Origin of the sequence: Jeotgalibacillus malaysiensis (assembly GCF_044789845.1) — a bacterium.
Lineage (GTDB): Bacteria > Bacillota > Bacilli > Bacillales > Jeotgalibacillaceae > Jeotgalibacillus > Jeotgalibacillus malaysiensis_A.
The window spans coordinates 1,265,371-1,285,514 of record NZ_CP085252.1 but is presented as its reverse complement, the minus strand read 5'-3'; the positions used below and the strand labels follow the sequence as shown (position 1 = coordinate 1,285,514).

Below are 20,144 nucleotides of genomic sequence, written 5' to 3'. Positions count from 1 at the left end.
TTAAATCCTGTCGATTCTGATGGATCCGACATTAACATCCAATATGACCTTTACCTTTTTTGGTGCTGTTTCATAATCTTCAGAACGGAAATGAAGCGTTCTCGCATGAGTTCCGTCCGTCCGCTCGTTAAAAAGCACATTTTCACCGACCGCTACATTAGAAATGATATGAACGCTGAGCTCTTCCGGGACAGTCATTTTAATATTGCCGATTCTGACAGACACATCAAGCTGTGTCTCTCCTTCAGAGATAAACGCTTTTTTCAGATCAAATACATAATTACCGACTGATTTATTCAGCTTCATATTCTCGAGTGCCCAGTTTTCAGAAGTGAATTTTTCATTCCCAATACTCATCGCGTGCTTAACATGTGTTTTATTTTCAAACCTGAATGTTTTTTCACGGTGATCCCCGTGCTGATTCACTTCTTTCCTGCCACCCATTCTCGGCTCACCGTAACTGAATTGGATCGAGCTTCTTTTTGTGATCAGTGAAATGGCAAATCCAATGAGCAATAGCGGCCAAAGACGCCAAATGTCACTATAGCCGAACGCAATGTCTTCTGAGAAAAACGCTGCTGTTAACAGTCCCCCATATACGGAAAAAATCAGACCGCTTAATATTCCTCTTCTTTTCGTAAAGAATTTAATCAGCTGTGCAATTCCGATAATCAGTAAAATGACAGGAATAATCAGTCCTGCAGCGGAACCTTCAAGCTGCAGTAAACCGAGATTAAGCATTAGAAGCAGCAGCCCGAATACGAGCAGAAAGCTTGCACACCCCCACTGCTTTTTATTAACTCCTTCCATTTCATCTCAACCTTTCTGTCAGGCACTTTTTATTTATTCTAAAGTGCCTGCCTGCTTTCATAAAGCATCAGAGGAAGGAGCCCTCCTCAGTCCTCAGGCGGAGGCACGCCTTTTCATCAGGTATTCATATACAACCAGACAAAAAATGGCGTACGTATAGCCAAGCAGCCACCCACCGATTACATCTGTAAAATAATGCGCCTCATCCGGCAGCCTGCTCAGCCCTGCCAGCACGGAAATCAGAATGCCAACAGCTAACATCAGTGCCTGCCCTGCTGCATCACCTGACTTTTCAGTAATCAGATAAATAATAACAATCGCAGCAATCATACTGACCATCGCATGGCCGCTTGGAAAGCTGAACCCTTCATTAAGTCCATCAGGCCGTGGTCTTTCAGTCTGCGTTTTGATCAGCTTATTCAAGTAATTGCCTCCACCGACTGCAAGCAGGACAATCATCATTCCAAGATAATGATTCCGTCTGAACCATAAATAAAGAACTGCTGCGATACTGATAGTGGCCAGAAACCACTCTCCACCAAGAAAACCAAAAAACAATAAAAAGTCCAGTTCACTGAAGAATTCAGCACCGAATTGATCAATACCATTTAACCCGTCATCTAAGTTAATTACTAACAAAACTGCTGCTGCAAATGTCACAGCTGCAAGTGGATAAAACCATTTTTTCACGTTATTCCCCTCCTCCCTGCCTGCTACCATTATATAGTATCGGGTGAGTCGTCAAAAGAGTGAAAAAATTCGGGTCCCGTGATATACTGAGTCATCATTAAATGGTTTGATTATGAAAGGAGCATACATATGAATGAAAAACTTTTTTCACTGTTAGATTCCTACTACGATGATATGGTTACGCTTCGCCGTCACCTTCACCAGCACCCTGAGCTTTCTTTTGAGGAAAAAGAAACGCCTGCTTTAATTGAAGCTTTTTATAAAGAGCTTGGTGTTGAAGTGAAAACAGGTGTTGGTGGAAATGGGGTAACCGCTGTTATCAAAGGCGGTAAGCCAGGTAAAACGGTCGCTTTACGCGCTGATTTTGATGCACTCCCAATCGAGGATGAAAAAGACGTTCCTTATAAATCTAAAATTTCCGGAAAGATGCATGCTTGCGGACACGACGGACATACAGCAACGCTTCTTCATCTGGCAAAAGCACTTCATCTGCTGAGAGAAGAACTGCCTGGAACTTACGTGATGATTCACCAGCATGCTGAAGAATATGCGCCGGGCGGGGCAATCAGTATGATTGAAGACGGCTGTCTGGATGGCGTGGACGCAGTATTTGGCACACACCTGTGGGTCACCGGTGAACTTGGTCATATCGAATACCGTACCGGTCCTATTATGGCAGCAGCCGACCGGTTTGAAATCAAAATTCAAGGCGCAGGCGGCCACGGTGCTCAGCCACACAAAACAAAGGACGCTGTCGTAGCAGGTTCACAGCTTGTGACGTCACTTCAGCAAATTGCTGCAAGACGTGTGAATCCTGTTGAGTCAGCTGTTGTCTCTGTCGGGTCATTTGTCGCTGAAAATGCATTTAATGTCATTGCAGATTCTGCCAAGCTGATCGGTACAGCAAGAACATTTGCCCCTGAAGTACGTGATCTCGTTGAAAAAGAGATCGGCCGTATCACAGAAGGCACATGCATTTCTACAGATTGCACGTATGAATATGATTACGTCAGAGGATACCCTGCTGTTGTAAACCATGAAAAAGAAACAGACTATCTTGTACGGGTTGTCAATGAAATGCCTGGTGTTACTGCAGTTGAAAGTGAGATGCAAATGGGCGGTGAAGATTTTGCCTACTACCTTGAACATAGACCCGGCACATTTTTCTTTACTGGCGCTAAACCTGAGGGAGTAGATGTTCCTTATCCACACCATCACCCGAAATTTGATATTAACGAAAAAGCAATGCTGATTGCAGCAAAAACGCTGGGTAACGCAGCCATTCAATACCATAACGAAAATTAATCCGTTAAAAAAGCTGCTCCATTCGGGAGCAGCTTTTTTCTATTTAATATGGTGCTTCTTAATCTGAGCAGGTACATACATGGATACAAACATAATGACGAATGCAACTGAAGCAGCTGCTGTAATGCCTGCGCCGTAAAGATCAAGCTTTGCAAGATTGATGATTGTAAACAGCATTGCCTGCACAATCAGAATTCTCATCAGCAGCTTTTTAAAGGAATCATGACGAAGACTGCCACTTACCGGATACAGATCCGGCCAGATTTTCAGCTCGTGCTTTTTCAGCAGCGGAATCAGCTGGAATCCTGTCAGGTAAAGAAACAGCAGTGCTGTAATCACCTTGAGCCAAAGGTTGTCCGCACCTCCGATAATGATTCCTGCAATAATCGTCAGCCTTACCCACAGACCAAAATACTCGTCAGAGCGCAGGAACGTTCTTGTATACAGGTAACTGTATGTAGCAGCAGGATTCAGCTCCGGTGTCTTCAGGAAAGGATCCATCCACTTTCTTCGCTTAGCCTGTCCTTTCAGGTGCGGAACATCAGTGAACAGATTTGCAAAACGGTAGAACCGGTGCAGTCTCGCATTTTCAAGATCAATCAGTAATTCCCATTTTAACGACTTCTCTTTTGTCAGCATCATGAATGCCATCAGATAGCCGATCATCAGGACAGCAATAAGGATCGAAAGAAATGCTGGTACGTCTGCAAATACTGACCACAGAAAAGCAATATTCAGAATGCCTCTGATACCAAGATCTATATAATGATTGGAAGGCTCCTGATACCTTAACATGATCCATCTCATGATCAGATTCCAACCCTTCAGGACAAGAATCATGCCGAGCAGCCAGACGAAATCCGAAAACGCTGCGCCGGTTGTCTGCACATATAAAGGCATGGCAGCAGCCAGCAGAACGAGCACGATATAGGACTGGAAAAAGAAGCTTGATACCAGTGCATTCACAAAATACCGTTTCATCTGCCCTTCAAGAGGCGTTAGATAGACTTTATCAGGCTCCTGCAGGTACGTATAAACCGGACTCATTGTCACAGCCAGTCCAATGACAGCAGCAATTAAAATCCCGGAAGGAAAAGTGTCATCAAGCGTGCTGACCCAGTTACTGTATACATATCCTCCGCCGCCTACTGCAAAAATCAGGACAAACATCAGGTGCCCGTTAAAAATGTAGCGCATATATTTTTGAAGTTCTTTTTGGTAGTCAGACAGTCTTGCTGACCAGAGATCATGAACGTGTTTCATTGGACTCTTCCTTTGTCAGCTGAATATAAATATCATCAAGTGTAGCTTCAGGCATTTGGAATTCCTGTCTTAGTGTTTCAAGTGACCCGCGTGCCCGGATCTCTCCATCATGCAGGATGATAAATGAGTCACAGTACCGCTCCGCAGTAGCCAGGATATGTGTAGACATTAAAATCCCGGCTCCCCCTGCCTTCATTTCCTCCATTAGATCAAGAAGCGACTGAATGGCAAGCGGATCAAGCCCGACAAAAGGTTCATCAATAATGTAAAGGCTCGGGTTGATTAAAAACGCGCACATAATCATCACTTTCTGCTTCATCCCTTTTGAAAAGTGGGCCGGGAACCATTTCAGCTTCCCTTCCATCCGGAATTTTTTAAGCAGATCAGGCACTCTCTGTTCATATTCCTTTTCTGAAATCCCATAAGCCATCGCTGTCATTCTTAAATGCTCTTCAAGCGTCAATTCATCATATAAAATCGGCGCTTCAGGTATATATGAAAATTGCTTTCTATATTCATCAGCGTTCTGTTTCAGCTGCAGCCCATTGATAGCCACTGTACCTTTGTGCGGCTCCATCAGACCGATAATATGTTTAATCGTCGTACTTTTACCAGCTCCGTTTAAACCGATTAAGCCGACAATTTTGCCGTGCTCCATTTCAAGGCTGATCTCTTTTAACACCGGCCGCCTTGTATACCCGCCGGTCAGATCTTTGATTTCTAATAATGACATGAATTTCTTCCTTTCCAATTCTCGGATATTTGCATTGGATACGATGGCGTCTGATCTCCGTTCCAGGCGGACGCTTTCCGCGGCCGGGCGGTGAGCCCCTTCTCCGCCGCTGGAGTCGCCGCCTTCCTCTGCGATCAACGCTGTGCATGTTACTGAGATGGTTTTTTATAGGCAAATTTTAAATGATTGCCCGATCTAGTATTAACTATATAATGACAGCATTGTAGCATACAACTGAGCTTACTATGGTAGAATAAACTTAATTTACTGATGAAAGGATGAAGAATATGAGCGACTGCATTTTCTGTAAGATTATTGACGGTGAGATTCCATCAGCAAAAGTATATGAGGATGAGCATGTCTATGCTTTTCTTGATATCAGTCAGGTGACGAAAGGTCATACGCTTGTGATTCCGAAAACACATAAAAAAGATCTGCATGAACTGACACCTGAAATCGCTGCAAATCTGTTTTCAGTGGTCCCTAAGATTGCGAATGCAATCAGCGATACTTATGATCTGAAGGGTGTAAATCTGCTTAATAACAATGGTGAGTTTGCAGGACAGAGTGTCTTCCATTATCACCTTCATATTCTTCCGCGTCACGGTGAGCAGGATGGCTTCAAGCCGGTATGGGAAGTACATACAGACGATTATTCTAATGATGACCGCAGTGAGATGGCAGCGGCCATTGCTGCAAAAATTAATTAGTAGGAAATAAGATTCAGCCGTGATATAATAATGCTAATTTTCGCTGACAGTCACGAGGACATGTCAGGAAAAAAATTAGTCTAGCTTAGGAGAGATGAGTTATGAACACGAGAACACTCGTAGCACTAGCACTTTTTGTAGGGATGGGTACAGCATTACACCTGTTAATTCCAGGGACACTGACAATGAAGCCGGATATGTCATTACTAATGATGTTTCTTGGTATTCTATTATTCCCAGGTGTTAAAAATGTATTGCTGATCGGTCTGGCAACAGGTATTTTATCAGGTCTTACAACAACATTCCCGGGAGGATTCCTGCCGAATGTAATTGATAAGCCGATCACGGCATTTGCTTTTTATGGAATCATTCTTCTCGCTGGAAAGCTTGCAGGTAAGCCTGCAGGAGCCGGCGTACTTGCAGCAGTCGGCACATTGATCTCAGGAACAATCTTCCTTGGATCTGCCGCACTTCTTGTAGGCCTTCCCGGTCCGATTATGGCACTTGCACTTTCAGCAGTTGTTCCTGCAATCGTGGTGAATGGTCTGTTAATGGCTGTTATGTATCCTGTTGCACGGGCAATTATGAGACGGTCAAATCTGGTCGAATCTGCTGCCTGAACCTGCTGGGCTGCTCCCTTTTTAAAAAGGGGGCAGCTTTTTTGTTTTCACGGCTGAAATAAGTGCAACGCTTTGATTCAGCAGGTTTATCTCCAAACTAAATAGGTTAAAATACATAGTAGAAGCGTGCTGATAACTGTAATCAGTAATCTTTGAAGCTTTTTTCTTCTTGGTGGATATAACGGTCTTTTAAACAGATCTGCTGTGCATAACATCAATAACACCGAGGAGATCACCATACATATGGTTAGGATGACCTTCAAATACACCACGAAATGATTCCTCCTGTCCATGAATACTTTGGACAGTTTATGAATTACTATATACAATAAGAATACAAATACAAAAAGGGATGTGGTTGGGATGAATTTCAAACAATTTTCACTTGGCTTGGTTGTCGGAATAGCGGCAGGAGCAGCAGCATCACTTATATCGGCTCCTCAATCAGGTGAAGAACTGCGTGGCACGATTAAAAATACAAAAGAGAACTGGCGTGAGCATATGCTCGAACTGCAGATGAATCTTCAGATTGTGAAGGAATCAATCGCAGACGCTTCTAAAGAAAGCAAAGAATCACTTCGTGTTGTGGCAGCAGAACTGAAGGATTCAATCCAGGCGTGGAAACGTGAGGCTGATCCTGCAATCAACAATCTTCAGGAAGAGCTTGCTGCGATTCAGTCCACGATGGAAGAACTTGAAAAAACAATTAATCAGGATAGCAAGGAACCTCAACCTAGCTAATATAAAAACAGCCCTCGGGCTGTTTTTTCTTTTGCAAAAAATTTATCTCTATTAAAACCTTCCCCCTTTTACCTTACCTCGTAAGGGTAAAACAGTTTTATTAGAAAATTTAATTTATTCTTACCTTTCATTCGTTTTACTTTATTGCTATAATGTTTGAAACTGAACTAATATTCCTATTACTCTAAAATCTTTTATGAAAGAAGGTGTAGCAATGGATGATAAATTATATTCTATGAAAGAGGCAATGATTTTCAGCCAGCGGATGGCCCAGCTGAGCAAGGCATTATGGAAAGCAATCGAGAAAGACTGGCAAAACTGGATTAAGCCGTATGACCTAAATATCAATGAACACCACATCCTCTGGATCGCTTATCATTTAAAGGGTGCATCCATTTCAGACGTTGCCAAGTTTGGCGTCATGCATGTATCCACAGCCTTTAACTTTTCAAAAAAGCTTGAAGAAAGAGGCTATTTGGAATTCTCTAAGCGCGAAAACGATAAGCGCAACACTTATATCAAACTGACTGAAGAAGGCGACAACCTGCTCCTTGAATTAATGGAGAACTACTCTCCTGATACCCATTCAGTCTTTGAAGGTGCTGCCCCTCTTCGCGAAATTTACGGAAAATTCCCGGAAATGATGGATGTCATGGCGATCGTAAAGAATATTTACGGTGATGATTTTATGAAAATCTTTGAAACTTCATTTAATAATATTGAAACTGAGTTTTCAGAAGTTGAAGGGAAAATTAGAAAAAGTAGAACGGCTGATCCGGTCAAACAGATCGCATCACCTTAACCGCACAATCCTGTCATGAAAAGGGCTCTTCCTCCTTTTTTCATGACAGGATTTTGTTTTGGACAATTAAATATTAATTTTTTCATTTACCTATTGCAACTTCTTGCAGATGAGAGTAAAGTAGCTCTCGTAGCTTTTATTAAAATCGTCATGAACGGAGGCGATCGTGTTGCATTGCTGGAAATCAATCAATGTTAAGAAACAATACGGATTTTACCGTATCTTTTTTCTGTCTGCGATTTTGGTCCTGACTGTTTTTTCATTTTTACACGTATCAATACAATTAATTTTTGACCAACCAATGTATGATCAGTATTTTCTATGGTTTGCAATTGGATTTTTTCTGATATACCCGCTTCATAAAGTGTTTCATACACTTCCGCTTGCGGGATTTATAAGTCTGATCCAATTAAAGACCAGATTTCAGTTCTTTTGTGTACCAATTATGTCTGTGAGAGTGAACAAGCCGATTCCAAAGGTGTTTTTTATCATGGCGCTTGTCTCACCATTTATTCTAATTAACTGCGTATTGTTATACGCAACTACTCTTTTCCCTGGGTACGCACACTATTTTACGATTTTGATTGCTTATCATACGGGGATTTGCCTGGTAGACTTCCTTTATGCGAGATCTTTGTTTAAATCTCCTAAAGGTGCTTTTATTGAAGAGGACGATGATGGGTATGAAATACTCGTTCCTGTAAAGGAAACACAATACCCAGGCATCTAAAAAGGTGATGAATCAGACATATTTAACAGCTGACTCTGTTATTTATGTCTGATTTTTGTTATTGTAGTACTTATAGACGAGGAGGGCGAACATGCTTACCGTAATTGGATTATTTATCGTGTTTACCGTATTTATTATTTATGCCATTAATCGAATGACTAATAGACTATGTGAGCAGAAGGAAATTCCGAACGAACGGCAGCCAAAAGTCTTCCGTACGATCAATATTCTGATCCTGATTTTACTTCTGTCTTCATACGTGGAGATTTTGTATACGTAATGATGAAAACTAATATGTAAGCTAATAAAGGTGCCTGCGATGGCATCTTTTTTGATTATTAAAAAAGAGGCTAAATATAATGTTTTAGCCTCTCTAATCGTTTCCCTGCGCTTCAGGTCAACATGTATGCCCCTAAACGCTCACCTACGCTTTTCTTAGAACCATGCGCTTCCGATGATGATGAGGAGGATGAATAGTACGACTAGTAGAGCAAATCCTCCGCCGTTATAACCTTTGTCGTGTCCGTGAGACATGTTGATGTCCCCCTTTCTTTTTATAAATTTTTAATATAGCCAGGCTGCGCCAACAATCACAAGGAGGATAAACAGAACGACGATTAACGCGAACCCTCCTCCTTTACCACATGACATGGAGACCCCTCCTTTCTTATGTATGGTATTCAATTTGTTTTTAAGATGGATGGGCTGGACGCTTATCTTTTGCAAAAAAGGAATGATCGTGAAAACAATACTAAGGTTTGGGGAAATATGTTATAGTATGCTTTGTAGATTTTTTACAACATAGAGAGATCGTGAGGAGAGGAAATACATGAAAAAGTGGATTGCAGCAGCTTCATTAACACTGAGTGTGGCAGCTCTTGCAGCATGCAGTGATGAAGAATCAAGTGAAGTAGTCGTATCAACGAATGCCGGAGATATTACGAAAGAAGAATTATACCAGGAGATGAAGACAACTGTTGGAGAGCAGGCACTTCAGATGATGGTACTCGAGCAGATTCTTCAGGATAAATATGAAGTATCAGACGAAGAAGTAGACGCTGAACTGGAATCAATGAAAGAACAATATGGTGGTCAGGAACAGTTTGAGATGATCCTGTCACAGCAGGGTTACACTGAAGATACGTTCCGTGACACAATTAAACTGAACCTCCTTCAGGAAAAAGCTTTAATTGAAGATGTAGAAGTAACTGAAGAAGAAGTTCAGGAAAAGTACGAACAGATGCAAAAAGAAGTAAATGCTAGACATATTCTTGTACAGGACGAAGAAACTGCGCTTGATGTGAAGCAGCAGCTTGAAGATGGAGCTGACTTTGCTGAGCTCGCACGTGAAGTTTCAACTGAACCTGCTGCACAGGAAACTGGCGGCGAACTTGGATTCTTCAGCGCCGGAGATATGGATCCGGCATTTGAAGATGCTGCATTCAGCCTTGAGCCGAATGTGATCAGCGAACCTGTTGAGTCAAGCTTTGGCTGGCACATTATTGAAGTAACTGAAACGCGTGAAGCAGATATCGGCAGCTTTGAAGATATGCAGGCTGACATCGAGCATGACCTGAAGCTTGCAAAGGCAGATCAGACGCAGGCAAGCGCGATGATTCAGGAAATGATGAGAGAAGCTGACATTGATATTAAAGATGAAGATCTTGAAGCTACATTCGATGCGTTCCTTTCACAGCCAGAAGCACCGGCTGCTGAAGAAGAGCCAGTTGAAGATGAGACCGAAGATACTGAGTCTTAATGAAGAAAAGCGGAAGGCGCTCGTCCAGCTCTGACAGGCATAAGACGCGCATCGGATAACGGGGGGTTTTCCCGTTTACCGATGTGTGGCTTATGACCCGAAGAGCTCGCGCCTGGAGCTGGACAGAGAAAAGCGGAAGCAGGCGTTCAGACCCGACAAGCGTAAGATGTGATGAGAAAAATGGGCGACTTACCCCCATGTTCTCATCGCAGCTTATGACTCGAGGGTCTGCCTGCTGGAGCTGGACACAGAGAAAAGCGGAAGGCGCTCGTCCAGCTCTGACAGGCATAAGACGCGCATCGGATAACGGGTGATTTTCCCGTTTACCGATGTGTGGCTTATGACCCGAAGAGCTCGCGCCTGGAGCTGGACATAGAAAAGCGGAAGGCATCACTGCCTCCCGCTTTTTTTTAATCTTTATACTCAGCTGACACACGCTTTTTCTTTTCTTTCAGCATGCGCTGAATATAAGTTTTTCCATGCTCTTCAATAAAGTCTTTTTCCTGCTTTTTATCCTGATAAGCGGTTTTGACAAACATCACAAGGCTGAGCACGGCCCCTCCAATTGCAAGGTCAATCCATATTGGAAACATCTATACGCCTCCTGCACTGAATTCTTACTTTACTCTATGCAGGCGCGTACAAGCTTATGACTAGTCCTGGTCGTACATATGCGGACGGTAGAATGATCTGTTCTCAAGTGCAAATACTCTTTCAGTATATTCTCCTGAGTTCGTTCTGCTGATCACCCTGTCCATCATCACCATTTTCGCGTCAATATTATCAATATAGTGAAGGATTTCAGCTTCCATGAGCATCGGCGGTTTTGGTGAACCCCATTCTGCTTTACCGTGATGCGAAAGAATCATATGCTGTAACAGCAGCACTTCTTCAGCTTCGATCTCAAGCTCTTTTGCAGCTTCAGCAATTTCGTTTACCATGATTGAAATATGTCCAAGCAGATTTCCTTCAAGTGTATAGGTCGCTGATACGGCTCCTGATAACTCCTTCACTTTCCCCATATCGTGCAGGATGATCCCTGCATAAAGTAAATCTTTGTTTAAAGAAGGATATTGTTCAGCAAGGAACTTTCCAAGTCTCAGCATCGACACAACGTGAAAAGCGAGACCTGAAACAAATTCATGATGGTTTTTCGTTGCTGCAGGATATTCCATAAATGACTTCTGGTATTTTTTCAGCAGGTGACGGGTAATTCTCTGAATCACCGGATTTTTCATTTCAAAAATATACTGTGTTAATTCTTCAGTCATTGACTCGATTGACAGTGGTGCTGTTTCCAGGAAGTCGCCCATTTTCACGTTATCCTGCGCTGAAGCTGGTCTGATCTGCCTTAATCTCAGCTGATTTTTGCCGCGGTAATTATGAATTTCCCCCGCTACTTTTACAATCGTCTGAGGCTGATATTTACGCTCTTCCTCATCGCCTGCGTCCCACAGCTTTGCTTCGATGTCCCCGCTTCTGTCTTGAAAAATTAATGTTAAAAAAGGTTTTCCAGCAGTGGTTACACCTTTTGTCATTTGTTTAACAAGCAGATACTGGTCGACTGGGTCTCCCGGATTTAAAAAAGTAATGCCTTTCATCTGCAACCTCTCCTTTTATCTGGTTTATATTGTTTGAGATTTATTTTTAATCACGCTGTATAAATCGTTCATTGGATCCTCTTCAAAAAGAACACTTGTTCCTACATTATAACAGATCTCACCTGAACATAAATAGAAATAACCGGCACCTGCACCGGCTATCTCAATGATGTTGTATGATTATTCTTTTTTAGATAATTTAACTGCCTGTTTTATATCTTTAAGTGATGAGGAATTCCCGTACATGAGTACGCCTCCTCTATATACCTTTGCCCCAAACCATCCTAACACTAAAATCGTCAGAAGCGTTAGTAATATGGCAATGGCCGGCTCCCAAAACGGGATATTCAGCATCCCCACTCTTGTAAACATCACAAGCGGTGTGAAAAATGGGATGTAGGATGTGACGGTAATAAATCCTGCTTCCGGTGATGCAAGCCCGTAAAACGCTAAAAGAGCGCCACCAACAATCAGAATATTGACAGGCATCAGCACCTGCTGAAGATCTTCTGTTCTGCTGACTAGTGATCCAAGGAAAGCTGCCAGCGTTGCATAAAGAAAATAGCCGAGAATAAAAAATACAATGCCATAAATAATCGTACTGATTGATCCTGCAGAGAAGTCAAACAAGGAATATATTCCGCCTTCGAGAGCATCCCCGCTTAAATTAACCGATAGTGTTCCTACAACTGCCCAGATCAGAATCTGCGTCAAGCCGACAAGCCCAATTCCCAGGATTTTCGCAAAAATCTGCTGAATCGGAGGTACACTGGAAATCAGAATTTCCATTACTCTCGATGATTTTTCAGTTGCTACTTCTGTCGCGATCATCATGGAATAGATCAGTACCGACATGTAAATAACGAAAATGAGTACATATACGAGCCCTCTCGCCTGATCAAGCTCTTCAGCTGATTTTGCAGACTCAACGTAAGCTGACTGAGAAAATGAAACCGGCATATTAAGTGTCGCCAACTCATCAGCACTTAAAGATAAACGGTTTGCAGCCATATTAGACTGAATCGTTTGCAGCGCTGCCTGAAGATCGCCTGAGTAAGAATTTGCTGTGAGTGAAGCTGATAAATATTCAGCCTGCAATCTGCCCACTTCTGTAGCATTTACTGTAAGCAGCGCATCAAATTCTCCGTTTTCAAGCTGGGTTTCAAGTTCTTCAAGGGGTTCTTCCCCTCTTGTGATCTCAATTGACTGGTTCAGGATCGCCATCTGAGCAGAAAGGTTATCAGCAATATCTGTCTCTTCCTCATAGACGACGACCTGCCACTGCTCTTCCCCGCCATCTCCATTTGCGTCAAAAAGTGAAGTGATCGACTGGAAGTTGGTTGCGCCAATAATAACCAACGTGAAAATGATTGTGGTGATAATAAAGGATCTGGATTTGATTTTATTCATATAAGACTTCGCAAGAATTAAACCGAATCTATTCATAGGAAGCACCCGCCTTTTCAATAAAGATATCGTTCAGTGAAGGCTCTTCCAGTGAAAACTGACGGATAAATCCTTTTGGCTGAAGAAAAGACAGGATATCCTGCGATACTTCTTCATTTTCAATCTGGAGCTCCGCACCACCAATCAGCTTCTTCACTTTCACAACGCCAGACAGCGCTTCAAGTCCGGCTAGGTCAAAATCGGCTTTGATGAGTAAGTTCTTTTTGCCAAAGTCCCTTTTGATCTCATTTAATTTCCCCTGCACGATTGGAGCACCTTTATGAATAATGCACAGGCTTTCGCAAAGCTCTTCAACATGCTCCATTCTGTGGCTCGAAAATACGATGGTCGTGCCCTGGGTTTTCAGATCATCAACCGCTTTTTTTAATAGCTCAACGTTAACAGGGTCAAGGCCGCTGAACGGCTCATCAAGAATGAGCAGATCTGGTTTATGTATAACTGAAGTAATAAACTGTATTTTCTGCTGATTTCCTTTTGACAGTTCCTCTACTCTTTTATTTTCATATTCAGGGATATTGAATTTTTCAAGCCATCCGGTCAGTTCTTTTTCAGCGGCTTTTTTATCCATCCCTCTTAACCTTGCCAAATAGACGACCTGCTCATTTACTTTCATTTTTGGATAAAGGCCTCTTTCTTCCGGCAAATACCCGATTTGCTGACTTGTATGATAGCCGATTGATTCATCGTTCCAGCTGATTGACCCAGCAGTCGTGTCTATTAATCCGAGAATCATACGGAAGGTTGTTGTTTTACCTGCTCCATTTGCACCAAGAAAGCCGAACATTTCACCCTTAGGTATAGTGAGCGAAAGGTTGTTAACGGCTGTATGTGTGCCAAATCTTTTTGTAACGCTGTCAATTTTCAACATGACAATTCCCCCTTTTGCCTGTTCCTCTATTTTATACGGAAAAGCTTGAGAAAAGGTTCATTTTTTTCAGAATTTCTCTACTTCACGTGATGAAGCTGCTATGTAATAATAAACATACGGACAAAAAGGAGATGAATGAAATGGATATTTACAAGATCACAGCTTTTGATAAAAAAGGGGAACTGCTTTTTGAGGATTCCTTTGAAGCAGAAAATGATAAGGAAGCTAAAACGATCGGGGAAAAGCGTCTTGAAGCAGAAGGCATGCTTGATCACACCCACCGTGTCGTATCACCACGTGGTAAGTTAGTTGTATTTCATACATAAGAAACAGCGGGACGCTTCATTAGCGCCCCGCTTTTTTAATTCCCTTTGAATACAGGCTTTCTTTTTTCAGTAAATGCCTGGATGCCTTCCATATGGTCATTTGTCTGCCTCATTCTCCATTGTGCTTCTTTTTCCATTTCAAGGATCTCTTCAAGCTGTGCTTTTCTGCTGGCTCTTAAGATCGACTTTGATTCCATCATGGCTTTCACCGGGCTGTGGTTAATCGTCTGTACAAACCCTTCTGCTTCTTCCTTCACGCGTCCTTCAGCAGTCACTTTTTCAATCAGTCCAAGAGAATAGGCTTCATGCCCGTTCAGAATATCTCCGCGCCAGATTGTATGCAGCGCTTTTTGCGTGCCGAGGCGTTCCTGCATGAAAAAGTGTCCCCCACCATCCGGCACAAGACCGATACCGATAAAGTTCATCGCGAGTTTACTCTGCTCTTCCGCAATAATGACATCCGTTGAAAGCGCTAAGCTGAGACCAAGACCTGCTGCAGCACCATGAATTGCACTGACAGTGATTTTAGGTATTGTGTAAAGCGTAACTGAAAGATCATTGATGATTTTCATAAAATGCTGAAATTCTTCTTCACCATTCATCTTTAGCATCGCTTTAATATCTCCGCCTGAACAGAAACCTTTTCCTTCACCGCTTAATACAAGCACCTGCAGGTCTGCATCCCGTTTAATTTCATTCAGTGCATCCTGCAGGTCAGTCATTAACTGCAGGTTCAGTGCATTTAGACTTTCCGGTCTGTTGAACGTCAGCCAGACTGTATTTCCCTGCACTTCAACCTTTAATGTTTCATACTGCTTATTCATATAAATCACTCCATCCCCTAAAATGAATCTCCGTTCACTTATTCCCTATCACGAGCTGAATATCCTTTATTATTTGGAAATTGGTTTAATATTCTCATATAAAATCATTTACTCTTATAAAAACAGAGAATTTATACCCAAATATTTATACTTGGTAGTATAATGGATCTATGAGATTTATTTGTATTTACATATAAATTCTGAATGGGTTCAGACGATATTACTTACAGAGGATATTTAAGGAGGAACGATTTAGATGATGTGGGCACGAACTAAAGAGAAAAAAATTGATTTGACTGTCGTTGCAGACAGATTTAAGGATCAGGTGAAAATTGATCTACCAAAAGAAATTACAACACCAAAACAGCTGAGTATGATTTCGTTTTCAACGTATGATCTGCAAATTCTGATGGCTTTTAAACCATATGTAACTGAAAATATTGAGCAGATTGTCTCTCACTTTTATAAAACAATCGGTCACGAGCCAAAGCTTTTGTCTATTATCAAAGAGCACAGTTCGATTGAACGCCTGAAAAAAACGCTGACTGTTCACATTCAGGAAATGTTCAGCGGTAAAATTGATCAGCAGTTTATTATGAAAAGAAATCGGATTGCTGAAGTTCATCTGCATATCGGGCTTGATCCTAAATGGTATATTGCCGCTTTTCAGGATCTGCTGAATTCATTTATCGATATGACTGAGACGCTTCCTTTTAATGAAAAAGATAAATTCAGTCTGATACGCGCCATTTCAAAGATCTTAAATCTTGAAATGCAAATCGTACTTGAAGCATATGAAAATCAATTTCAGAAGAAGCTGATGGCTGATCAAAATCACTTGGAAGAGCTGCTTCATACGCTGAGAACAAGTGCAGCTACTCTGTCTGATAATAGCAGCGCAACGAGTGAAAATGTCCGCCAGATGAAAGAAGCGCTTGGTCAGCTTTCAAGTCGTGCGCAAAATGGTTCACAGGTGGCGACTGAGCTTCAAAATAAAACAGGTGAAGAACAGTCACGTCTTGATCAGACGAAAAAAGAAAGTGAACAGATTTCTAATAAAATGCAGTCAACAGAACAAAATATCATAGAGCTTAACAATCTAAACAGCCAGATCTCTGAGGTTGCCAACATGGTAACTTCAATTGCTGATCAGACAAACCTGCTTGCTCTAAATGCTTCAATTGAAGCTGCCCGTGCTGGTGAGCATGGAAAAGGGTTTGCAGTAGTAGCTGATGAAGTAAGAAAGCTTGCTGAAAATACAAAGGAATCAGTGTCACAGGTTTATGATCTGCTGAAGGATACGAATGTGAAGACAAAAACAATTGAAGGGTCAATTCTTGAACTGAAAAACCTCTTCCGGTCTGAACGAGACAGCATTATTTCGACAAGTGAGTCTTTTGAGGGGATTATGGCTGTTATGAATGAGCTTAAAAGCCAGAACTCTCAGGTTGATGCTGACGTGAGCAGTCTTGTGATTACGCTGAATGAGATTTCAGAAAAAGCAGCAGGCGTTGCAGATGCTGCTGCCTCACTTGAGGAAAGAGCTTAAAAAAGCCGCTTACAGGCGTTGACCTGTAAGCGGCTTTAAATATTACTGCTCATTATTTTCCATTGCGCCATAAAGCTCTTCAAGTGGCTTCATGATCACTTTGTTCAGTTCCTGAATTGTCATGCTCATACGCTGTTCAGCTTCCATCAGCTTAGCAATCAGTTCATGCTGCTGTACAAGCTGAGCAGTTTTTTGTGCCTGCTCAATTTCTTCCTGAGAAATTTCTTCACCGTTCATTTGCTTCTGCTGTAATGAAAGCTGGATGTTTCGGAAGTTTTCAAAGATCCCTTTCGCTGACTCATCGCTGTTTACAGCGTCATACATTTCTTTTAGTTGAGTGAATTCCTCGCTCTGACGAATTGCACTTTCGAGTTCATTTGCCTGATCATACAGATTTACTGCCATTCGTAAAACCTCCTAAGTTAATCGCTCTTTCATGTTTGCCCTCTAAAATCAGTCTTAAACATTATTTGTTTTAGAGACCGGTTAGGTACACAAAAACCCCTTGAACAAGTCCAATTAATCCGCCAAGCAGCGCACCAAGATAGGTGATCATTTTAAATTCCCTTCTTGAAATGCCGAGCACAAGTTCCTCGAGGCGAGACACCTCGAATGAATCCACCTGTTCCCTGACAATTTCCTGCAGCTTCATCTTTGCAAGGATACCCTCAATCCGTTCAATGAGTATATCTTTGGCTTTTGATGACGCTTTTGGGATTAAGTCTTCTATCAGCCTGCTCTCAAGCGGCTGAATGACACTGCCGAACGGTTTGTCCATCCATTCATTCAGGTTCATACGTTCTTTTAATAAGCCTTGGAGCCGGATAACGAGATCACGGTCAGTGACAATCGAAAATGCCCGTTCCCACTGCCAATCCTTCACTTTTTCCCACTCTTTGTGCAAAACCTGTTCGAGTATATCATGTGTTCCAGGATGTTTCAAAAATTTTATGATCTCAGGCTGAACTTTATCTGCAAGCGACGTATTTCCCATCACCATCTGCACCATACTGCCAAGCGTGCCTCGTGTTTTCAGGAAATCATCAATCATTGTCTGAACTTTTTCTTTTCCTTCTTCAGAAGCGAAGTAGTCCTCACCCTTCTCAAGAATGTACGTGCTGACTGTTGTCACTTTACGATCCAGACGTTCCTGCCACTGAACAGGCAATGTTTCACGCAAGGTTAAAAACATATATTTTTCTTTTAACTGTTCATACTGTCCTTCAATCCAGCTGTCCATTGTCCGCTCAAGGTATGGGACCGGGGATTCAAGATCAAAGCGCTTCAGTACAGTTTCCACTGAATCATCGATCTGAAATACCTTACTGCCTTCTTTTTGAAGCCACGCTGTCAGTGCTTTTTCCTTTTCGGTATTCAGGAATTTCGCCTTCAGACTTTCAGCTGTTAACAAGTGATTCACAACCATCAGACCAAGCTGACGGGCGAGCTCTTCTCTTCTTTTCGGGATCAGGCCCGGGGTAAATGGCACACGCCACTTACCTATATATACCGGTTTATACGGTCTGAAAAGCATTTTGATTGCAAGACTGTTTGTAAAGCCTCCAATAACTGCTCCGACCGTCATCATGATTAATAATAAAATGACAATATCCATAATCTCACCTTCCACTATACTCTTCCTGTACAGTATAGCAGAATCTGGTTCCAATGGTTTGAATGACCCTTTCAACATGCTGAAATATCTGCCCTCTCCTCCATTCAGATTATGTTCAGGTTTCTATTTCATTCATGCTATACTTGGTGAAAACGAGTTAAAGGGGAAGAAAAATGATTCAGCATTTTCAATATCAGAAATTATATTCAAAGGATTTACCCGGCTGGCGTTTTTCATTTACATATATGGGAGAACAGGTACAGGGGGTTTATCATAAAAACGGAAAAATAGAATGGACCTCTGCAGCACCTGAAAAAGATCAGGACAAAGTCATTCAGCAGATCCATGACCTGATGCTTTTCCATGTTTATGGCGATTAGCTTTGTATATGAATGACCTGATTCACATATATTATGAATCAGGGGGTGCTTTCGATGAAGCGTCATTTGTCTTTTCTTCCGGATACTTCCTATGAAGGCCGAGATGAAGCTGCAATGGATGTAGACCGTTTTATTAATGAAGGAATGGCGGGAGGAAGTGTGTTCCGCTATGGTCACAGGACAAACATCGAGGAAGCAAGAGATTTAGAATCTGAAGCCCCGCCGGCAGATTAACTGCCGGCTGACAAAACGGCCGTGATGGCCGTTTTGTTGTGTAATGAAAAGAATCGTGCTATTTTAAATGCATTCATACATAGAAACAGGGTGATTTTTTGTCAGCATTTCGTTCGATCCTACAAATGTTTCCTGAGGCAAAGCAGCCCGATCAGGTTAAACCGGAAGAGTATGATTATTTCACCTGGTACCGTGATCCGGCTGCCGACCAGTTCATTGGGTTTTCAAAAAGCGCTCTTTCAGACAGAGAGAAAGAATTACTTTCAATTATATTAACGCCATCTGCTGTCCCTCCTTCAGGTCCCGCAGGAAAATGGCTCAGGTTTCTTTCAGAAGAAAACGCGAAATGCCCTTATGAACCGGGTAAGGTTTTCAGAATGGTGCAGTATATCAGTGATTCCCCTTTTCAAACTGAAGGTGAGCAGGCGCTCCATTATGTGTTTTCGGATGTTGCCATTGTGATTCAGACGGATGAATACAGCGGCGTTGTCATTGAGCCTCAGACGGAAGATACATTAGCGCTTGATGAACTTGCTTCAGCTGCCCAGGCCATTGAAAATGACCTGGAGATGAAAGTGACATTCTTTGCTGGATCTTTTCACAGCTCAGGCGCGAATACGAAGACAATGCTTGAGATGGAAAGAGCCTGGTTTGAACGTCATATTCCTTTTGAATCAAAGAGATCAGTACTTTCATTATTTGATGTGATGCCGATCAATCTGATGAACCGTTTTTCAGATTTTGAAAAAGATACGTTGTTTGCAGCGATTTTCGAACTGTTTGATCAGGAACGTGATTTGCCAAAGATCATACAAAGCTTTGTAGAAAACCTCTCAAATGTCAGCTCTACTGCCAAGCTGTTATATATGCACCGTAACAGTCTTCAATACAGACTGGATAAATTCAGTGAAAAAGCAGGCATTGATATTAAGACGTTTAACGGCGGCCTAATTGCTTATTTTGCCTGCCTTGAGTGGAATCAGAGAATCTCAAATAATGAGGACTGGTCATTGTGACGAATGACCGGTTCTTTTTTTGTGCAATCTGTCCATTGGAAAGGCTTACATTGAGAGATACAATAACACTATATCAAACGTACATTTCGTACATAATGGAG

Annotated in this window: 26 protein-coding genes; 13 read left to right on the top strand and 13 right to left on the bottom strand. The window is 42.1% G+C overall.

The features are described 5' to 3' along the window. Both liaF and LG330_RS07115 read right to left on the bottom strand, forming a co-directional pair. Positions 1-810, bottom strand: a complete 810-nt coding sequence (liaF, locus tag LG330_RS07120) for a cell wall-active antibiotics response protein LiaF (RefSeq protein WP_404408584.1) — start codon at positions 808-810, stop codon at positions 1-3. A gap of 93 nt (positions 811-903) precedes the next feature. Further along, the gene (locus LG330_RS07115; RefSeq protein WP_404408582.1) at positions 904-1,500 is read right to left on the bottom strand and encodes a phosphatase PAP2 family protein; all 597 of its coding nucleotides are present in this window, start codon (positions 1,498-1,500) and stop codon (positions 904-906) included. A gap of 129 nt (positions 1,501-1,629) precedes the next feature. Between LG330_RS07115 and LG330_RS07110 the strand changes: the two genes are divergently transcribed. Continuing rightward, positions 1,630-2,805 (top strand): amidohydrolase, encoded by a 1,176-nt coding sequence (locus LG330_RS07110; RefSeq protein ID WP_404408580.1) that lies wholly within the window; start codon positions 1,630-1,632, stop codon positions 2,803-2,805. Positions 2,806-2,844: 39 nt separating this feature from the next. Here the strand turns inward: LG330_RS07110 and LG330_RS07105 are convergent, their stop codons facing one another. Beyond that, on the bottom strand, positions 2,845-4,068 hold the full coding sequence (locus LG330_RS07105) for an ABC transporter permease (protein ID WP_404408578.1): 1,224 nt from the start codon (positions 4,066-4,068) through the stop codon (positions 2,845-2,847). Further along, positions 4,052-4,801, bottom strand: coding sequence for an ABC transporter ATP-binding protein (locus tag LG330_RS07100; protein ID WP_404408576.1), 750 nt, complete (start codon positions 4,799-4,801; stop codon positions 4,052-4,054). Before LG330_RS07100 ends, LG330_RS07105 begins: the two co-directional genes overlap by 17 nt. A 287-nt stretch (positions 4,802-5,088) precedes the next feature. On the opposite strand from LG330_RS07100, the gene LG330_RS07095 reads away from it, so the two are divergent. The 6 genes from LG330_RS07095 (at position 5,089) to LG330_RS07070 (ending at position 8,684) form a co-directional block, all read left to right on the top strand. Then, positions 5,089-5,511, top strand: a complete 423-nt coding sequence (locus LG330_RS07095) for an HIT family protein (protein ID WP_404408574.1) — start codon at positions 5,089-5,091, stop codon at positions 5,509-5,511. A 101-nt stretch (positions 5,512-5,612) separates the two neighbouring features. Then, entirely contained in the window at positions 5,613-6,131 is a 519-nt protein-coding gene (locus tag LG330_RS07090; protein ID WP_404408572.1) for a tryptophan transporter, read from the top strand. Positions 6,132-6,494: 363 nt separating this feature from the next. Continuing rightward, on the top strand, positions 6,495-6,872 hold the full coding sequence (locus LG330_RS07085; RefSeq protein WP_404408570.1) for a YtxH domain-containing protein: 378 nt from the start codon (positions 6,495-6,497) through the stop codon (positions 6,870-6,872). Positions 6,873-7,086: 214 nt separating this feature from the next. After that, positions 7,087-7,674, top strand: a complete 588-nt coding sequence (locus tag LG330_RS07080) for an HTH-type transcriptional regulator Hpr (protein WP_404408568.1) — start codon at positions 7,087-7,089, stop codon at positions 7,672-7,674. 169 nt (positions 7,675-7,843) lie between these two features. Beyond that, positions 7,844-8,404, top strand: coding sequence for a DUF3267 domain-containing protein (locus LG330_RS07075; RefSeq protein ID WP_404408566.1), 561 nt, complete (start codon positions 7,844-7,846; stop codon positions 8,402-8,404). Between the two features lie 91 nt (positions 8,405-8,495). Next, entirely contained in the window at positions 8,496-8,684 is a 189-nt protein-coding gene (locus tag LG330_RS07070) for a hypothetical protein (protein ID WP_404408564.1), read from the top strand. Between the two features lie 155 nt (positions 8,685-8,839). On the opposite strand, the gene LG330_RS07065 is transcribed toward LG330_RS07070, so the two are convergent. Together LG330_RS07065 and LG330_RS07060 are read right to left on the bottom strand one after the other, a co-directional pair. Next, on the bottom strand, positions 8,840-8,938 hold the full coding sequence (locus LG330_RS07065) for a YjcZ family sporulation protein (RefSeq protein WP_404408562.1): 99 nt from the start codon (positions 8,936-8,938) through the stop codon (positions 8,840-8,842). A gap of 30 nt (positions 8,939-8,968) precedes the next feature. Further along, a complete protein-coding gene (locus LG330_RS07060) occupies positions 8,969-9,055 on the bottom strand; it encodes a YjcZ family sporulation protein (RefSeq protein WP_039808298.1) in 87 nt (28 codons plus the stop codon). Between the two features lie 178 nt (positions 9,056-9,233). Here LG330_RS07060 and LG330_RS07055 point away from each other — a divergent pair, with 178 nt between their 5' ends. After that, a complete protein-coding gene (locus LG330_RS07055; RefSeq protein ID WP_404408560.1) occupies positions 9,234-10,163 on the top strand; it encodes a peptidylprolyl isomerase in 930 nt (309 codons plus the stop codon). A gap of 410 nt (positions 10,164-10,573) precedes the next feature. Here the strand turns inward: LG330_RS07055 and LG330_RS07050 are convergent, their stop codons facing one another. From LG330_RS07050 to LG330_RS07035, 4 genes are all read right to left on the bottom strand, one after another. Further along, a complete protein-coding gene (locus LG330_RS07050) occupies positions 10,574-10,756 on the bottom strand; it encodes a sporulation YhaL family protein (protein WP_404408558.1) in 183 nt (60 codons plus the stop codon). A gap of 60 nt (positions 10,757-10,816) precedes the next feature. Further along, positions 10,817-11,764, bottom strand: a complete 948-nt coding sequence (gene yhaM / locus LG330_RS07045) for a 3'-5' exoribonuclease YhaM (protein WP_404408556.1) — start codon at positions 11,762-11,764, stop codon at positions 10,817-10,819. 180 nt (positions 11,765-11,944) lie between these two features. Beyond that, on the bottom strand, positions 11,945-13,210 hold the full coding sequence (locus tag LG330_RS07040) for an ABC transporter permease (protein WP_404408554.1): 1,266 nt from the start codon (positions 13,208-13,210) through the stop codon (positions 11,945-11,947). Beyond that, the gene (locus tag LG330_RS07035) at positions 13,203-14,099 is read right to left on the bottom strand and encodes an ABC transporter ATP-binding protein (protein WP_404408552.1); all 897 of its coding nucleotides are present in this window, start codon (positions 14,097-14,099) and stop codon (positions 13,203-13,205) included. Before LG330_RS07035 ends, LG330_RS07040 begins: the two co-directional genes overlap by 8 nt. Before the next feature lie 140 nt (positions 14,100-14,239). Here LG330_RS07035 and LG330_RS07030 point away from each other — a divergent pair, with 140 nt between their 5' ends. After that, positions 14,240-14,425 (top strand): YhzD family protein, encoded by a 186-nt coding sequence (locus LG330_RS07030; RefSeq protein ID WP_404408550.1) that lies wholly within the window; start codon positions 14,240-14,242, stop codon positions 14,423-14,425. 35 nt (positions 14,426-14,460) lie between these two features. Here the strand turns inward: LG330_RS07030 and LG330_RS07025 are convergent, their stop codons facing one another. After that, a complete protein-coding gene (locus tag LG330_RS07025) occupies positions 14,461-15,249 on the bottom strand; it encodes an enoyl-CoA hydratase (RefSeq protein WP_404408548.1) in 789 nt (262 codons plus the stop codon). Between the two features lie 256 nt (positions 15,250-15,505). Here LG330_RS07025 and LG330_RS07020 point away from each other — a divergent pair, with 256 nt between their 5' ends. After that, positions 15,506-16,798, top strand: coding sequence for a protoglobin domain-containing protein (locus LG330_RS07020; protein WP_404408546.1), 1,293 nt, complete (start codon positions 15,506-15,508; stop codon positions 16,796-16,798). Positions 16,799-16,840: 42 nt separating this feature from the next. Here LG330_RS07020 and LG330_RS07015 read toward each other — a convergent pair whose 3' ends face one another. Both LG330_RS07015 and LG330_RS07010 read right to left on the bottom strand, forming a co-directional pair. Then, positions 16,841-17,203 carry a YlbF family regulator gene (locus tag LG330_RS07015; RefSeq protein ID WP_039808276.1) on the bottom strand — a complete coding sequence of 121 codons (363 nt, stop codon included), beginning with the start codon at positions 17,201-17,203 and terminating at the stop codon, positions 16,841-16,843. A 70-nt stretch (positions 17,204-17,273) separates the two neighbouring features. Further along, complete coding sequence (locus tag LG330_RS07010; RefSeq protein WP_404408544.1) at positions 17,274-18,428, bottom strand: DUF445 domain-containing protein; 1,155 nt, start codon at positions 18,426-18,428, stop codon at positions 17,274-17,276. 158 nt (positions 18,429-18,586) lie between these two features. On the opposite strand from LG330_RS07010, the gene LG330_RS07005 reads away from it, so the two are divergent. The 3 genes from LG330_RS07005 to LG330_RS06995 all read left to right on the top strand — a co-directional run bounded on the left by LG330_RS07005 (position 18,587) and on the right by LG330_RS06995 (position 20,043). Beyond that, positions 18,587-18,793 (top strand): DUF5342 family protein, encoded by a 207-nt coding sequence (locus LG330_RS07005; RefSeq protein ID WP_404408542.1) that lies wholly within the window; start codon positions 18,587-18,589, stop codon positions 18,791-18,793. Positions 18,794-18,847: 54 nt separating this feature from the next. Continuing rightward, complete coding sequence (locus LG330_RS07000; protein WP_322422060.1) at positions 18,848-19,027, top strand: hypothetical protein; 180 nt, start codon at positions 18,848-18,850, stop codon at positions 19,025-19,027. A 98-nt stretch (positions 19,028-19,125) separates the two neighbouring features. Continuing rightward, a complete protein-coding gene (locus LG330_RS06995; RefSeq protein ID WP_404408540.1) occupies positions 19,126-20,043 on the top strand; it encodes a helix-turn-helix domain-containing protein in 918 nt (305 codons plus the stop codon). Positions 20,044-20,144: the final 101 nt, after the last annotated feature.

Coding starts and splice junctions, on each gene's coding strand:
- liaF (WP_404408584.1), bottom strand. CDS start 810: ATGGAAGGAGTTAATAAAAAGCAGTGGGGGTGTGCAAGCTTTCTGCTC.
- LG330_RS07110 (WP_404408580.1), top strand. CDS start 1,630: ATGAATGAAAAACTTTTTTCACTGTTAGATTCCTACTACGATGATATG.
- LG330_RS07105 (WP_404408578.1), bottom strand. CDS start 4,068: ATGAAACACGTTCATGATCTCTGGTCAGCAAGACTGTCTGACTACCAA.
- LG330_RS07100 (WP_404408576.1), bottom strand. CDS start 4,801: ATGTCATTATTAGAAATCAAAGATCTGACCGGCGGGTATACAAGGCGG.
- LG330_RS07095 (WP_404408574.1), top strand. CDS start 5,089: ATGAGCGACTGCATTTTCTGTAAGATTATTGACGGTGAGATTCCATCA.
- LG330_RS07090 (WP_404408572.1), top strand. CDS start 5,613: ATGAACACGAGAACACTCGTAGCACTAGCACTTTTTGTAGGGATGGGT.
- LG330_RS07085 (WP_404408570.1), top strand. CDS start 6,495: ATGAATTTCAAACAATTTTCACTTGGCTTGGTTGTCGGAATAGCGGCA.
- LG330_RS07080 (WP_404408568.1), top strand. CDS start 7,087: ATGGATGATAAATTATATTCTATGAAAGAGGCAATGATTTTCAGCCAG.
- LG330_RS07070 (WP_404408564.1), top strand. CDS start 8,496: ATGCTTACCGTAATTGGATTATTTATCGTGTTTACCGTATTTATTATT.
- LG330_RS07065 (WP_404408562.1), bottom strand. CDS start 8,938: ATGTCTCACGGACACGACAAAGGTTATAACGGCGGAGGATTTGCTCTA.
- LG330_RS07060 (WP_039808298.1), bottom strand. CDS start 9,055: ATGTCATGTGGTAAAGGAGGAGGGTTCGCGTTAATCGTCGTTCTGTTT.
- LG330_RS07055 (WP_404408560.1), top strand. CDS start 9,234: ATGAAAAAGTGGATTGCAGCAGCTTCATTAACACTGAGTGTGGCAGCT.
- LG330_RS07050 (WP_404408558.1), bottom strand. CDS start 10,756: ATGTTTCCAATATGGATTGACCTTGCAATTGGAGGGGCCGTGCTCAGC.
- yhaM (WP_404408556.1), bottom strand. CDS start 11,764: ATGAAAGGCATTACTTTTTTAAATCCGGGAGACCCAGTCGACCAGTAT.
- LG330_RS07040 (WP_404408554.1), bottom strand. CDS start 13,210: ATGAATAGATTCGGTTTAATTCTTGCGAAGTCTTATATGAATAAAATC.
- LG330_RS07035 (WP_404408552.1), bottom strand. CDS start 14,099: ATGTTGAAAATTGACAGCGTTACAAAAAGATTTGGCACACATACAGCC.
- LG330_RS07030 (WP_404408550.1), top strand. CDS start 14,240: ATGGATATTTACAAGATCACAGCTTTTGATAAAAAAGGGGAACTGCTT.
- LG330_RS07025 (WP_404408548.1), bottom strand. CDS start 15,249: ATGAATAAGCAGTATGAAACATTAAAGGTTGAAGTGCAGGGAAATACA.
- LG330_RS07020 (WP_404408546.1), top strand. CDS start 15,506: ATGATGTGGGCACGAACTAAAGAGAAAAAAATTGATTTGACTGTCGTT.
- LG330_RS07015 (WP_039808276.1), bottom strand. CDS start 17,203: ATGGCAGTAAATCTGTATGATCAGGCAAATGAACTCGAAAGTGCAATT.
- LG330_RS07005 (WP_404408542.1), top strand. CDS start 18,587: ATGATTCAGCATTTTCAATATCAGAAATTATATTCAAAGGATTTACCC.
- LG330_RS07000 (WP_322422060.1), top strand. CDS start 18,848: ATGAAGCGTCATTTGTCTTTTCTTCCGGATACTTCCTATGAAGGCCGA.